Genomic DNA, 14,042 nt, shown 5'->3' with positions numbered 1-14,042 from the left:
AGATGTGTATAAGAGACAGAACCGGTAGTGCTTGCCCTGGTAGGGCCCGTCGTCCGCGCTCCACATTTGCCTGCAGATCTGCAGCGTCTCCTCGAGCATCTCGAAACGCTGGCTCACCGGCGGATAGGGGAAGCCAAGGGCGGCGTGTTCGCGGTCGTACCAGGCCGCACCGAGCCCCAGCATGGAGCGGCCCTGCGACAAGACGTCCAGTGTGGTGACCGCCTTGGCCAGCATCCCCGGATAGCGATAGGTGACACCGGTGACCAGCAGGCTCAACTCGATCGTGGTCGTCTGCCCGGCCAGGAAGCCCAGCGACGTATAGCCCTCTAGGAACGGGTCCTGCGCGCGCCCCATGGCTTCCATCTGAAAGAAGTGGTCGGCCAGCGTGAACAACGTAGCCCCGCCCCGCCTCGGCCAGCGTCGGACCCAATGCCGCCGGATCACCCGGCAGGAAATCGATGAAGTGCACTCCTAGTTCCATTGCAGCTCTTGCCCTTTCATTGTTCGGTCAAGCGCTCGAGCAGAGTCAGGGCGTCGAGAATGACGCGACGCTCGCGTTCGGAGTATCGGTCGTGGATGGCGCGGGCCAGCCACTCCTCGCGGACCTGCCGGTTACTCTCGGCGCGTCGCCGCCCCGCCGCCGTCAGCGAAATCAGTTGCCGCCGGCCGTCCTCCGGGTCGGGCGTGCGCTCGATGAGCCCCTGCTGCTCGAGCGCGGCCACGATCGTGGCCATGGACTGTGGACGCACCCGTTCGGCCGAAGCCAGGACGCTCGCCGACGAGGCCCCGTCCTTCCAGAGCCGGTTGAGCACCGCGGTCTGCGAGGGAGTCAGGTCGTCGTCGGTGGCGAGTTCCCTCAACTGACGCCGCAGGCGGCTGAACACGACCCGCAGGTCGCGGGCCGCCGCGACGGCTGACTCGGTGACGGCGTCCACACAGACAGTCTAAACTGAGCAGTCCAAACTGTCTAATTGCGCCCGAGCAGCTGCAGGGCCGCGTCGACCGCAAGCGCCGGTACGTTCAGCGTCTTGGACCGCAGATCGTGTCGCGCGCCGGCGATCTCGACGACGGCGGTGGTGCCGGTGACCAGCGCGGCGGCCGCGCGCAACTCGTCGGGTGTGCCGAAGGGGTCCGACGTTCCGTGGGTGAACACGGTCGGCACCCGGATATCGGGCAGGTGCTCGGTGCGGGCGCGCTCCGGCTTCCCCGGCGGATGCACCGGGTAGGAGAACAGCGTCAGCACGTCCACCGCGGCCTCACGGGCGGCCACCACCATGGACGTCTGCCGGCCGCCGTAGGAATGCCCGCCGGCGACCAGTGGGCCGTCGACCAGGCCGCGGCACAGCGTGATCGCCTCGACGATCCCGGCGCGGTCGGCGGCGGCCGAACCCGACGGCGGGCCCGTGGGGCGGCGCCGCCGGTAGGGCAGGTTGTACCGCACCGCGAGCCAGCCGCGCCGCGCCCATTCGTCGCAAACCTGTTGTAGCAGCGGCGAATCCCGGTTGCCGCCGGCGCCGTGGGTGAGCACCACGACGCCGGCCGGTGAGCCGTCGGGTTCGTGCGCGACGCCCGCGATCTGGTCCAGGGCAGTCATAAGAGCCGGAAGAGGGGGGAGACGGGGCCGTGGCCGTGGCCCAGCGGATAGGACGCCCGCAGGCACTCGGTGACCCAGCGCTTCCCGAACCCGACGGCGTCGGGGACGGTGTAACCGTGCGCCAGGGCGCACGCGACGGCCGTGGCCAGCGTGTCGCCACCGCCGTGGTCGTTGCCGCCGGGCAACCTCTCGGCGTCGAACTCGTAGAAGGATTCACCGTCGTAGAGCAGGTCGCAGCTGCGCTCGGACGACCGCAGGTGTCCGCCCTTGACCAGCGCCCAACGCGGGCCCAGCGCGTGCAAGGCCTTGGCCGCCGCCCGCTGCGACTCGGCATCCACGACGTCGACGCCCACCAGCAATCGCACCTCGTCGAGGTTCGGCGTGACCAGGGTGGCCAGTGGAAACAGTTGGTGGCGAAGGCAATCCAGCGCCGACGTGGCCAGTAGGGCGTCGCCGTGCATCGACGCGCACACCGGATCGACGACGAGCGGGACCGACGAACGCGTCAGACCCAGCCGGAGCCAGGTGTCGGCCACCGCGGCGATGATGACCGACGACGCGAGCATCCCGGTCTTGGCGGCCTGGACGCCGATGTCGGTCACCACGGCCTCGATCTGGGCGGCGACGACGTCGGCGGGCACCTCGTGAAAACCCTTGACCCCCACCGTGTTCTGTACGGTCACCGCGGACACCGCGACGCAGGCGTGCACGCCCAGCAGCGCCATGGTGCGCAGGTCGGCCTGAATGCCCGCGCCGCCGCCCGAGTCCGACCCGGCGATGGACAGCACGCGCAGCGGCGTGGTGCCCGACGGTGGCAGCGGCAGAAAACTCACTGAGTGGGCGTCAGGGGCAGGTACACCCGATTGCCGTGCTCGGCGAACTCGCGCGACTTCTCGGCCATGCCCTCGCTCATGACCGCCTCGATCGCCTCCTCGCTGTCCAGCCCGTGCGCGGCCGCGTAGTCGCGGACGTCCTGGGTAATGCGCATGGAGCAGAACTTGGGCCCGCACATCGAGCAGAAGTGCGCCGTCTTGGCGGGTTCGGCCGGCAGCGTCTCGTCGTGGAATTCCCGTGCGGTGTCGGGGTCCAACGACAACGCGAACTGGTCGTTCCAGCGGAACTCGAAGCGCGCGGTGCTCAAGGCGTCGTCGCGCTCCTGCGCGCGGGGGTGGCCCTTGGCGAGATCGCCGGCGTGCGCGGCGATCTTGTAGGCGATCACCCCGTCCTTGACGTCCTTGCGGTCCGGCAGCCCCAGGTGCTCCTTGGGCGTCACGTAGCACAGCATCGCGGTGCCGGCCTGGGCGATGATCGCCGCGCCGATCGCCGACGTGATGTGGTCGTAGGCCGGCGCGATGTCGGTCGCCAGCGGGCCCAGGGTATAGAACGGGGCCTCCTCGCACAGCTCCTCTTCCAGCCGGACGTTCTCGACGATCTTGTGCATCGGGACATGCCCGGGCCCCTCGATCATCACCTGCGCGCCATGGGCTTTCGCGATCTTCGTCAGCTCGCCCAGGGTGCGCAGCTCGGCGAATTGCGCGGCGTCGTTGGCGTCCGCGATCGAGCCGGGCCGCAGCCCGTCACCGAGCGAGAAGGTGACGTCGTACCGGGCGAAGATGTCGCAGAGCTCCTCGAAGTTGGTGTACAGGAACGACTCCCGGTGATGGGCCAGGCACCAGGCCGCCATGATCGACCCGCCGCGGGACACGATGCCGGTCACCCGCTTGGCGGTCAGCGGCACATACCGCAGCAGCACGCCGGCGTGCACGGTCATGTAGTCCACACCCTGCTCGCACTGCTCGATCACGGTGTCGCGGTAGATCTCCCACGTCAGTTCCGTCGGGTCGCCCTTGACCTTTTCCAGCGCCTGGTAGATGGGCACCGTGCCGACCGGCACGGGGGAGTTGCGCAGGATCCACTCGCGGGTCTCGTGGATGTTCTTGCCGGTGGACAAATCCATGATGGTGTCGGCGCCCCACCGGGTGGCCCACACCATCTTGTCCACCTCTTCGGCGATCGACGACGTCACCGCCGAGTTGCCGATGTTGGCGTTGACCTTCACCGCGAAGGCCTTGCCGATGATCATCGGCTCGCTCTCGGGGTGGTTGTGGTTGGCGGGGATCACCGCGCGGCCGCGGGCGACCTCGTCGCGCACGAGTTCGGCGGGCATGCCCTCCCGTGCCGCGATGTAGGCCATCTCGGCGGTGATTTCGCCGGCCCGGGCCCGCTGCAGCTGGGTGCCGCGGTCGCGGACCACGCCGGGCCGCGCCGGCAGCCCGGCCGTCAGGTCGATCACCGCATCGGAATCGGTGTAGGGGCCCGAGGTGTCGTAGAGGTCGAAGTGGTCGCCGGTGGAAAGGTGCACCCGCCGGAACGGGACGCGCATGCCCTCGACGTCGAGGTACACCTTGCTGCTGCCCGCGATGGGCCCGGTGGTGACGGCGGCCTCGACGGCTTGGGAAAGGACATCGGTCATTTTTCATCTCCCTACGCCGGCATTACCCGGTCAGGTTCGTACGGTCGACGGCCGCAAGCCGTCCTCTCAGCGCATTCGGCGTGCGCTCCCGCGTCTTTGGATGTTCCGCCCGCGACGTTACCCCTTTTAGCGGGGTGGTAGCAGGAGGAGTCCCCCGGATGGAAAAATGCGAACCGTGCAACGGCAACGGGGGACCGACGGGGCGACGTCAGCCGGTCCCGGCAGTCAGCCGCTGAGCCCGGTGGAATCCCGCGCGCGGTATCCGATCGTCGGCTCCTTCCGCTTCTGGTTCATCGGCGAGCGCTGGGAGTGGTCGGACGAAGTGGCCAGGATGCACGGCTACGAGCCGGGGAGCGTCGAGCCGACGACCAAGCTGCTGTTGTCGCACAAGCATCCCGACGACCGGGCGCACGTGCAGGAGCAGCTGGACTACGCCCTGCAGTCGGCGGGGTCGTTCTCCAGCCGGCACCGGTTCATCGACACGGCCGGCAAGGTGCACGACGCGATCGTCGTCGCCGACCGGATGCTCGACGAGTCGGGCGCCGTGGTGGGCACCGCGGGCTACTACGTCGACGTCACCGACACCTTCGACGACGCCCGGCAAGAGGTCCTCGACGAGGCGCTGCCCGACCTGTTCGAAAGCCGCGCGGCGATCGAGCAGGCCAAGGGCGTGCTGATGGTCGTCTATCGGGTGAGCGCGGAGCAGGCCTTTCGGGTGCTGCAATGGCGGTCGCAGGAGACCAATGTCAAGCTGCGGGCGCTCGCCCGGCAACTGCTGGCCGAGGTTCCTGCCCTGGACGGCGCGACGCTCGGGCTGCAAAGCCAGTTCGATCATCTGCTGCTGACGGTGCACGAACGGATAACCGCCGAGTCCGCTGGGTAACCAGGGGAATACGCGAACGCGGCAGCCCGCAAACAGTTAGTGTTCCTAGACACTCGGAGCGGCGCGTGCCGCGCATCCGGACGAAAGGCGCTGAACTTGTTGGCGGTGGAACACGAGGCACTCGAGGACGCCGTGGTCGTGCGCGTTGAGGGTGGCGTCGACTCCAGTACCGTCGATGAGGTAACCGCTCACCTGACCGCAGCGCTGAAGCTGGCCGAGACGCACCCGGCCCGGCTGGTCGTCGTGGACCTGCAGGCGGTCGACTTCTTCGGGAGCGCTGCGCTGAACGCCGTGCTCGAGTGCCACGATGCGGGCAAGGAAGCCGGCACGTCGGTCCGCCTGGTTGCGGCCCACGACCAAGTGCTCCGCCCGATCGAGGTGACCGAACTGGATCGCATTCTCGACGTCTACCCCACCCTGTCCGAGGCGCTTCAATCCAAGCGACGGCAATGACCCGCGCGCTGCCGGCCGACCTGGCGGCTGCGGTCGGCCTGGGCGGGGAAATGGGTCGCCGGTTTGCCGAATTCGATTGGGACACACATCCGTTGGGCTCGCCGGTGGACTGGCCGAGCGAGGTGCGGGCCGCGGTGGTGACCGCTCTGACGTCGCGGTTTCCGATCGTTCTCTGGCTAGGGCCGGGGAACCTGTTCCTGATGTACAACGACGGCTACGCGCAGATCCTGGGGGACAAGCACCCGGACGCCCTGGGTCGCCCCGCGGAGCAGGTGTGGTGGGAGATCTGGGAACAGATATTCCCGATGCTCACCAGCGTGATGGAGACCGGCGTCGCGACCTGGTCGGACGACCTGATGTTGCCGCTGATGACCGGCGGCCAGTCCGAGGAGCGGTACTTCACCTTTACCTACAGCCCGATCATCGGCGGCGACGGCGCGGTGAGCGCCGTTTTCTGCGCGGTGATCGAAACGACCGACCGGGTGTTGAGCGAGCGTCGCCTCCACCTGCTCAATTCGGTGGCGACCGCAGTGATGGACGCGCACACCATCGACGACGCGGTGAGCAGCACCGTCGCTGTTTGCGGGGCGCAGCCGCTGGACCTGCCGTTCATCGCCGTGTACGCCGACGACGAACTCGCCGGCGGCGTCTCGCTGCGGGGCGCGACGAAGTCGGTGTCGCCGTTGCTGCCGGCCGAACTGGCGCGGCTGACGGACTGGGACTCCGAATCCCGATCCCGCGCCGAGGTGCGGCTCATCGACGACGTGCCCACCGCCATCCCCGGCATCGCCGACGCCCTGGCGGCCGATTGCCCGGACCAGGCACTGGTGCTGCCCCTCGGCGAGGCGTCGGCGGCCGGGGCGCTGGTGGTCGGCATCAGCCCCCGCCGCCCCCTGGACACCCAGTACCGCGGCTTCTGCCAGCTGCTCGCCGACCAGCTCACGTCGACCTTCGCGCAGATCGTTTCCTACGAGCAGCAACGGCACCGGGCCGACGCGCTGGCCGAACTGGACCGGGCCAAGACGGCGTTCCTCACCAACGTCAGCCACGAGTTCCGCACCCCGCTGACGCTGCTGCTCGGCCCGCTCGACGACGCGCTGTCCGAGGCGCCGCCGGAAAGCGTTCTGGCGGAACGGCTGAGCACGGCGGCCCGCAACGCACGGCGCCTGCAGCGCCTGGTCGACTCGCTGCTCGACTTCTCCCGCATCGAGGCCGGCCGCGCGAACGCGAAGCTGGCGTGCACCGACGTCGGCGCGCTGACCGCCCACATCGCGTCGTCCTTCACCGAGCTCTGCCACCGCGCCGGTCTGGAGCTGGTCGTGGACTGTTCGCCGGTGCTGGCCGACGTCGACCCGGGCATGTGGGAGACGATCATCCTGAACCTGCTGTCGAACGCGGTGAAATACACTCTGCGGGGCTCGATTTCGGTGCGGGTGCGCGCCGAACCCGCGCACTGCGTCGTCACCATGCGCGACACCGGGGTGGGCATCGCCGCCGCCGACCTGGACCGCCTCTTCGACCGCTTCTACCGCGCCGACAACCTGCGGGGCCGCAGCGTCGAGGGCACCGGGATCGGGCTTTCGCTGGTGCGCGGGCTTGTCGAGCTGCACAACGGCTCGGTGCAGATCGAGAGCGAATTGGACCGCGGGACAACGGTTTCCATCCGGCTGCCGCTTTCCGCCGCGGGCACCACCGCCGAGTTGTCACCGGCCGGGCTACTCGACGAGACCAACCCGTATGTGGCCGAGGCCCGGCAGTGGCTGACGCCGGTCGTCGAGCCCGAGGGGGCGACCGCGACCGCCCCGAGGTCGCGCCAGCTGGTGCTGATCGCCGACGACAACGCCGACATGCGACACCATCTCGACCGGGTGCTCTCGGTGCACTGGGAGACGGTCCTGGCCGCCGACGGCGAGTCGGCGTTGACGGCGACCCGCAACCTGCGGCCGGACGCGGTCGTCACCGACGTGATGATGCCGGGCATCGACGGCTTCGCGCTGGTGGCGGCCATCCGCGCGGACCCGGAACTGGCGGCCACGCCGGTCCTCATGCTGTCCGCCCGGGCCGGCACGGAGGCGGTCGACGAGGGCTACGCCGGGGGCGCCGACGACTACCTGCCGAAGCCGTTCCGCTCCCAGGAACTGATCGACCGGGTCAAGTCGAGGCTGTCCGCGGTCGCCCGCGAGCGCGACCGCCAGCGGCGCGCGGCGGCCTCGGACCTGGTGCAACTCGACGCCGCGCTGCAGGCCACCGACTCGGTCGCCGGGATCATGGACGCCTTGCTGCAATCGTCATTCGGCTCGGCCGACGCCGCCACCGTCGCGATCGGCATCCTGGACGGCGAACGCCACATCCGGTTCGAGTACGCCGGCCACCTGCCCGGCGAACTGCGCGATCGCTACCACGTGACGGGACTCGACTCCCCGGTGGTGGGGGCCGACGTCGTGCGCACCGGCGAGTCGATGGTCATCCCCGACACCTTCGACCTGCCGCCGCGCTACGAGCACGCGGTGCAGGACACCGCCGGCAGCGTTCGCGCCTGCGTCGCCCATCCGCTGCGGGATCACTCCAGCCGGGTGGTGGGGGTGCTGGCGCTGCTGTGGCCCGCGCCGCGGCAGTTCGAGCCCGCCGAGCTCGACGCGTTCAGCCGGATGGCCGAGCTGACGTCCTCGGCGCTGGACCGGGTCCGCGTGATGGCCCGCGAGCATCGCATCGCCGTCGACTTCCAGGAGCACCTGTTGGACCTCGACCGTGGCTCGACGGCCGCGGTCGTGGCGGCCGTGTACCAGCCCGCGGGTGAGGCGATGCGCGTGGGCGGCGACTGGTATTCGGTCACCCCGCTCGATCGCGCGGGCCGGCTCGGGATATCGGTGGGCGACGTCGTCGGGCACGGGCTGCCCGCCGCGATCGTGATGAGCCGGCTGCGCGCGGCGGTGGCCGCCTCGGCCCTGACGGCGGGTGAACCGGCCGCGGTGCTGGGGGCGCTGGACCGCTACGGGGCCAGCGTGGCGGGCGCCCGCTGCGCGACGGTGGCCTACGCCCTGGTCCAGGTCGAACCCGAAACCGGTTGCGCCACGGTCAGTTACAGCTGCGCCGGGCACCCGTACCCGCTGCTGGTCTTTCCCGACAATCGCGCGGTGTTCCTGACGTCCGGCCGGCGACTGCCGGTCGCCATCAAGGAGCACGACGCGCAGAACTATCCATCCGGCGCCACCGCGACGGCGAACCTGCCGCCCGGGAGCCTGATCCTGCTCTACACCGACGGGCTCATCGAGCGCGCCGGCGAAACGCTCGACGACGGCCTCGCTCGCCTCCAGCGCGCGGCCGCGGAATGCGCCGACCTCCCCGTCGAGTCCGTCTGCACCGAGGTGCTGGCCCGGATGGCCCCGCCCACCGGCTACCGCGACGACGTCGTCGTGCTCGCGCTGCGCCCGAGCCATGTATCCCCGCGCAGCTTCGCCACCGTGGTGACGGCCGCGCCGGGGCAGATCCCCGTCGCGCGCGACCGGATGCGCGAGTGGCTGGCAGGCATCGCCGTCGCCCCGAAGCGCGAGATGGACATCCTGCTGGCCACCGGCGAAGCCGTGACCAACGCGATCGAGCATGGCAGCGACGGGGAGCCGCGTCGAACGGTTTCGGTGGAGGCCTTCCTGCGGGAGCAGACCGTAGCCGTAACGGTCAGCGACACCGGGCGGTGGGAGGGCGATTCTTCGGCCAGCCTTCGCAGCCGGCGACGCGGCCGCGGCCTGACCCTGATTGGCGGGCTGGCCGACCACGTCGACACCCTGCGCACTCCCGGGGGCACCCGGGTCACATTGCGGTTCGACCAGGCCGTCGGGACCCCTTAGGCCTCTTCCATCGCCTCGCCGAGCTCTTCCAGCAGCTTGTTGTGGTGGTTGCTCGCCAGGAAGTGGCCGGCGGCGATCACCACGGCCACCGGCCAGTCGATCAGCTCGAACGCCGCCAGCGCGGCCAGGCCCCCGAAATAGGCCAGCTGCTCCGGCCGGGGGATCTCCATCTGCCCGACCACCGGAAGGTTCACGACGAACGTTTCGCCCTCGCGGATCTTCTGCACCGCCTCGCGCTGCGAGGTCCCCTTACGCGTCTTCTTTTCCGCCATCATTTGCCTTTCAGTAACGAAGGGTTTGCCGACTCGCCGGGTGGTGCGGCCACCGTCGGACATATGTCGACGATGACCGACGCCGGGGGCGATCCGCTAGTTTCCTCTATTGCTCACGTCCTGAAGGTGCCGTTACAGGAACTCTATGCGCTGTTATGGCGCGCCGGGGTGGTGGAGATTCGCCCACCTCAGCGGGGGCATCGGCCGATTTGTCCGGATCCGTCAGCACACGATTCAGCACACCGATCGCGACGGTCGCCGCGGCAGCGGATCCCAGCCCCTGGGCCCAGCCGACTGGACCCAGCGGTGTGCAGCCGAGCAACTGGCTGACCACGGGGATGCTGATCAGCGTTCCCATCGCCGCCAGCGAGCCCACCGCGGTGAACACCACCAGCGGGGCGTGCGAGTCCAGCAGCGTTTGACCCAGCTCGGCGCCCACCAGGGCGACCAGCGCGACCGTGGACGCCCGCTGCGGGCGGCCGGTCACGCTGCCCATCGCCCACGCCGCCGTCGTCGCGGCGGCGGTGGTGACGCCGCGGATGGCGACCGCGCGCCACAACGCGGGCTGGTCCGGCCCCCGGATGCCCGGGTCCACCGGCCCGCTGGGCTCGCTCACCGCCAGCGCCGCCGCCGGCAGAGCGTCGGTCATCATGTTCACCAGGAGCAGCTGCCGCGTGTTCAGCGGTGAGGTCCCGGTGATCGCGCTGCCGATGATGGCGAACAACACCTCGCCGGCGTTGCCCCCGAGCAGCACCGACACGGCCGCCTGCACCCGCTGCCAGAGCTGGCGGCCCTCTCCGATGGCGTGCAGCAGGCCCTCGATGCGGGCGTCCACCAGCACCACGTCGGCGGCCATGTGCGCCGGGTCGCTGCCGCCGGCGACGACGCCGATGCCGACGGTGGCCGCCCGGATGGCGGCGGCGTCGTTCGCCCCGTCGCCGACCATCGCGGTGCGCACGCCCGCGGTTTCGAGCGTCTGAACCACCTGGACCTTGTTCTCCGGTGTCATCCGGGCGAAGATCACCCGCTCGGTCACGACGCGTTCTTGTTCCTTGCGCGACAACGCATCCCACTGCGCGCCGCTGATCACCTGTTCGGCGGTCACGCTCAGGCCGAGCTCCTCGGCGATGGCCTTGGCGGTGATCGGGTGGTCGCCGGTGATCAGCTTGACGCCCACCGAAAGCCGTCGCAGGTCGGCCAGCAGGGGCGCGGCTTCGGCGCGGGGGGTGTCGGACAGACCCAGGAAGCCGGTCAGGGTCAGCCCGTCCCGGGCGAAGTCGGCGATATCGTCGGGGTCCCGCCGGATCGCCTTGGCCTGGGCGGCGCTCAGCTGCCGCCGCGCCACCGCGATCACCCGCAGGCCGTTGCCGGCCATCCGCGCGACCGTCTCCTCCATCGCGTGGCCGACATCGCCGCAGGCGGCCAGCACCACCTCGGGGGCGCCCTTGACGGCCAGCTCGGTGTCCGTCACGGAGGCCGAAAAGGACCGGCCGGAGCGGAACGGCAGGTGCGCGACGGGTGCGCCGGAGCCGTGGCCGTTGACCGACGCGGCGGCCTCGACGATCGCGACATCGGTGGCGTGCGCGTGCGGGCCGCCGTTGGACGGTGGCGCGGCGTGCGCGGCGCAGCGCAGCACCTCTTCGCGCGACGTTCCCGGCACCGCGACGACCTCGGCCACCCGCAGCCGGTTCTGGCTGAGCGTGCCGGTCTTGTCGAAGCAGACCACGTCGATGCGGCCGAGCGCCTCCACCGAACGCGGGACGCGGACCAGCGCGCCGAACTTCGTCAGCCGCCGCGCCGACGCGGCCTGCGCCAGCGTCGCCACCAACGGCATCCCCTCGGGAACCGCCGCGACGGCGATCGCGATCCCGCTGGCGACGGCCTGCCGCAGGACCGACCCGCGCACCAGCCCCAGCACGCTGACCAGCGCGCCGCCGGTCATGCTGACCGGGAAGGCCCGGTTGGTCAGCTGGCTGAGCTGGTGCTGCAGACCGATGTCCGAGGACAGATCACCGGACACCAGCTCGGCCGCGCGGCGTTCCTGGGTGTCGGCCCCGACGGCGGTCACCACCGCCACCGCGGTGCCCGCCACCACGGTGGTCCCGGCGTAGAGCATGCAGCGGCGCTCGGCGAGGGCCGCGCCGGGCGTCGGCTCGACCTGCTTCTCCACCGACAGGGACTCACCGGTCAGCGTCGACTCGTCGACCTCGACGTCGACCTCCTCGATGATCCGGGCGTCGGCGGGCACCACCTCGTGGGTGCGCACCTCGATGACGTCGCCGGGCTGCAGCTGCGCCGCGATGACGTCGGTGTACATCCGATCGGGCCCGTCCGACAACACCTTGCGGGCCGGTGGGATCTGTTGCGCGAGAAGGTGATTCAACCGGTTCTCGGCCCGCAGCCGCTGGCTGGCCGCGAGCATGGAGTTGCCGGCCAGCACCGAGAAGACCAGGACGGCGTCCACCGGCGAGCCCAGCACCGCGCTGGCCGCCGAGCCGAGCGCCAGCACGGGGGTCAACGGGTCGGTCAACTCGGCGCGCACGGCGGCCAGGAATTGCAGGAAGGCGTGCGCGCGCGTTTGGGGCGGCGCTGCGCCAAGGGTGGCCAGCGCGAGGCGCCGCGGGTCGCCGGCCGGCTCCGAGTCGGGCCGCGGCAACGCCCGGCGGACGTGCTCGACCGCCATCGCGTGCCATTCCTGGACGGGGGCCGCGCGCGGTGGGTCGGCCTTGATGATGCCGCGCGCCAACAGCATTCCCGACAGCAGACCGGCGGCCGCACCGCTGGTCACCGGCCCGCGCCCGATCCCGCGGACGCCGGGGATCATCAGCAGCGAGCCCATCGCCGTCGCGCCGGCCGAGATCCCCACGCCGCGTTGCGCGGCGGCCCGGGCCGCCGGGAGCGCGTGCAGCACCCGCCAGGCGGCGGCCAGGTCGGGCAGCAACAGGTCGGCGTACCAGGGCGGTGGGCCGGCGCCGGGTTCGGGCATCATGCCCAGCGCCACGTCGGCCGACCAGATCGCTTGCGCGCCAGGCGATGACAGCACGACGACCGTGCGGCCCTCGTCCTGCAGGTCCGCCACGGCGAGGGCCATGGCGTCGTCGATGGATCCGCCCTTGAGCGGCCTGATCTCGTCGAAGGCCGGGCGCAGTTCGCCCAGCGAATCGTGCTCGACCGAAACCAATTCCGACCCGGTCCGGTGCGCCTCGGCGACGACGGCCGACGCCAGCGGGTCGTGCGTGAAGCAGAACAGCGCCTGCACTTTCGCGTTCGGCTTGCTGGCGGTGATGCCCGGCACCGGATGCCAGCCCGGGCGCAGTCGATTCTTCTCCAGCATCAGCTGTGCGCGCGACCACGCGGCGGGCAGCTCGGCCTCCTGGGCGCCCCGGATGAGCGACACCCGCAAGTTGGTGGTGCACAAGACCCGCGGGTCGATGACGATCGCGTCCACCCGGTCCAGGCGCCGCAGCGCCTCGGGCCGCAACGCCAGAACCGCGTGGCGGTCGGCCAGTCCCTGGCCGAGCGCGGCCGCGAAGGCCTCCGGCGTGGTGCGGTTGGCCGCGGGGGTGGTCACCAGGACCGCCAGCGCCGCCTGGTTGAGGTTACGGGTGGTGGCGCCGACGACCGCCGCGCTGACCGCCTGGACGAGCGCGAACCGGTTGGCGTGGTGGTCGGCGGGCCGGCCGCGCGGCGGCTTGGACCCCGCCGACGCGTCGGTGAGCGGGTGGTCGGCGTGGCCGGCCAGCTGCGGCTCGTGCCGCACCCAGGCGCGCGCCTCGGCGCGGCATTCGGCGGCCTTCAGCGACTGCATCAGCAGGCCGACCGACAGGGACGTGGGGGACAGCGTGACGGTTTCGGCCGCCGTCACGGCCAGCGCAAGCACGGTGTCGGTCGCGGGCCGGCCGATACGGTCCTCGAGCAGGCGGCGCAGCCACGGCTGGTAGTCGACGGCCACCACGCCCGCCAGAACCCCGATGGGCATGCGGGGCCAGCGCAGCGCTCGCCCGGTCAGCGCTATGCCCAGCCCGGCCGCGCTGGCGGCCGCGGTGGCCGCCCGGGTCGCCAGCACCACGCCGTCGCCGGGCAGGCTTGTCGGGGGGGCCACGAATTGCGCCGGGCCGCAATGCTTCTCGGCCTCGTTGACGAGGCGGCACAGGTCGCGCAGCGACGTGCCCGCGTCGCCGAGGGTGACCACCACGCGCGACAGCGGGTAGTTCAGGGCGGCCGACGCGACGCCGGGGTGGGCCAGCACCGCGTCGAGCACCGAGCGCCCGAGCCGGTCGTCGGGGGCGCCGTCCAGGCCGCGCACCTCGATCCAGGCGCGCTCCTGGCCGCGCCAGCACCGCCGGCTCAGCGTTGCCGGGATGTCTTGGGGCAGCTCGCCCGCGATCGCCCGGGCGCCCTCGCGCAGCGGAATCGCGGCGATGGCGACGCCGGTCTCGACGAGCGAGGTGGTCGCCTGGACGCCGGTCGCGACGGCGCGCAACGGCATTGATCGTCGTATCGCGGCCGCAATGCTCAAAGC

General features: G+C 71.1%; 9 protein-coding genes, 2 pseudogenes and 1 riboswitch. Of the genes and pseudogenes, 4 read left to right on the top strand and 7 right to left on the bottom strand.

Annotation, left to right across the window (positions count from 1 at the left end):
- The 5 genes and pseudogenes from WU80_RS06940 to thiC form a co-directional block, all read right to left on the bottom strand.
- Window positions 1–481 (bottom strand): annotated as a pseudogene (locus tag WU80_RS06940) (LLM class flavin-dependent oxidoreductase); the annotation flags it as partial.
- Window positions 482–497: 16 nt separating this feature from the next.
- Window positions 498–935 (bottom strand): MarR family winged helix-turn-helix transcriptional regulator, encoded by a 438-nt coding sequence (locus WU80_RS06935; RefSeq protein ID WP_055400594.1) that lies wholly within the window; start codon window positions 933–935, stop codon window positions 498–500.
- A gap of 32 nt (window positions 936–967) precedes the next feature.
- Window positions 968–1,594, bottom strand: coding sequence for an alpha/beta family hydrolase (locus WU80_RS06930; protein WP_055400596.1), 627 nt, complete (start codon window positions 1,592–1,594; stop codon window positions 968–970).
- The gene (gene thiD, locus WU80_RS06925) at window positions 1,591–2,427 is read right to left on the bottom strand and encodes a bifunctional hydroxymethylpyrimidine kinase/phosphomethylpyrimidine kinase (RefSeq protein WP_055400598.1); all 837 of its coding nucleotides are present in this window, start codon (window positions 2,425–2,427) and stop codon (window positions 1,591–1,593) included. Before thiD ends, WU80_RS06930 begins: the two co-directional genes overlap by 4 nt.
- Window positions 2,424–4,067 (bottom strand): phosphomethylpyrimidine synthase ThiC, encoded by a 1,644-nt coding sequence (gene thiC, locus WU80_RS06920; protein ID WP_055400600.1) that lies wholly within the window; start codon window positions 4,065–4,067, stop codon window positions 2,424–2,426. The genes thiD and thiC overlap by 4 nt, the downstream gene beginning before the upstream one ends.
- A riboswitch (TPP riboswitch) is annotated at window positions 4,059–4,169 on the bottom strand. It overlaps the preceding gene by 9 nt.
- 64 nt (window positions 4,170–4,233) lie before the next feature.
- Between thiC and WU80_RS06915 the strand changes: the two genes are divergently transcribed.
- The 3 genes from WU80_RS06915 to WU80_RS06905 all read left to right on the top strand — a co-directional run bounded on the left by WU80_RS06915 (window position 4,234) and on the right by WU80_RS06905 (window position 9,248).
- Window positions 4,234–4,950 (top strand): PAS and ANTAR domain-containing protein, encoded by a 717-nt coding sequence (locus WU80_RS06915; RefSeq protein WP_082459748.1) that lies wholly within the window; start codon window positions 4,234–4,236, stop codon window positions 4,948–4,950.
- Window positions 4,951–5,040: 90 nt separating this feature from the next.
- On the top strand, window positions 5,041–5,403 hold the full coding sequence (locus WU80_RS06910; protein ID WP_055400715.1) for an STAS domain-containing protein: 363 nt from the start codon (window positions 5,041–5,043) through the stop codon (window positions 5,401–5,403).
- Window positions 5,400–9,248 (top strand): SpoIIE family protein phosphatase, encoded by a 3,849-nt coding sequence (locus WU80_RS06905; RefSeq protein WP_055400602.1) that lies wholly within the window; start codon window positions 5,400–5,402, stop codon window positions 9,246–9,248. Before WU80_RS06910 ends, WU80_RS06905 begins: the two co-directional genes overlap by 4 nt.
- On the opposite strand, the gene WU80_RS06900 is transcribed toward WU80_RS06905, so the two are convergent.
- Window positions 9,245–9,520, bottom strand: a complete 276-nt coding sequence (locus WU80_RS06900; protein ID WP_156349451.1) for a hypothetical protein — start codon at window positions 9,518–9,520, stop codon at window positions 9,245–9,247. The genes WU80_RS06905 and WU80_RS06900 overlap by 4 nt on opposite strands.
- Before the next feature lie 63 nt (window positions 9,521–9,583).
- On the opposite strand from WU80_RS06900, the pseudogene WU80_RS26635 reads away from it, so the two are divergent.
- A pseudogene (locus tag WU80_RS26635) lies at window positions 9,584–9,661 on the top strand (hypothetical protein); the annotation flags it as partial.
- Here the strand turns inward: WU80_RS26635 and WU80_RS06895 are convergent.
- Window positions 9,627–14,009 carry a cation-translocating P-type ATPase gene (locus tag WU80_RS06895; protein WP_156349445.1) on the bottom strand — a complete coding sequence of 1,461 codons (4,383 nt, stop codon included), beginning with the start codon at window positions 14,007–14,009 and terminating at the stop codon, window positions 9,627–9,629. The pseudogene WU80_RS26635 and the gene WU80_RS06895 sit on opposite strands and share 35 nt — an antisense overlap.
- Window positions 14,010–14,042: the final 33 nt, after the last annotated feature.

Origin of the sequence: Mycobacterium sp. UM_11 (assembly GCF_001414075.1) — a bacterium.
In the GTDB taxonomy this organism is placed as follows: domain Bacteria; phylum Actinomycetota; class Actinomycetes; order Mycobacteriales; family Mycobacteriaceae; genus Mycobacterium.
The sequence above is the reverse complement of the archived record's forward strand: the minus strand, read 5'-3'. Positions and strand labels throughout refer to the sequence as shown.

Coding starts and splice junctions, on each gene's coding strand:
- WU80_RS06930 (WP_055400596.1), bottom strand. CDS start 1,594: ATGACTGCCCTGGACCAGATCGCGGGCGTCGCGCACGAACCCGACGGC.
- thiC (WP_055400600.1), bottom strand. CDS start 4,067: ATGACCGATGTCCTTTCCCAAGCCGTCGAGGCCGCCGTCACCACCGGG.
- WU80_RS06915 (WP_082459748.1), top strand. CDS start 4,234: ATGCGAACCGTGCAACGGCAACGGGGGACCGACGGGGCGACGTCAGCC.
- WU80_RS06905 (WP_055400602.1), top strand. CDS start 5,400: ATGACCCGCGCGCTGCCGGCCGACCTGGCGGCTGCGGTCGGCCTGGGC.
- WU80_RS06900 (WP_156349451.1), bottom strand. CDS start 9,520: ATGGCGGAAAAGAAGACGCGTAAGGGGACCTCGCAGCGCGAGGCGGTG.
- WU80_RS06895 (WP_156349445.1), bottom strand. CDS start 14,009: ATGCCGTTGCGCGCCGTCGCGACCGGCGTCCAGGCGACCACCTCGCTC.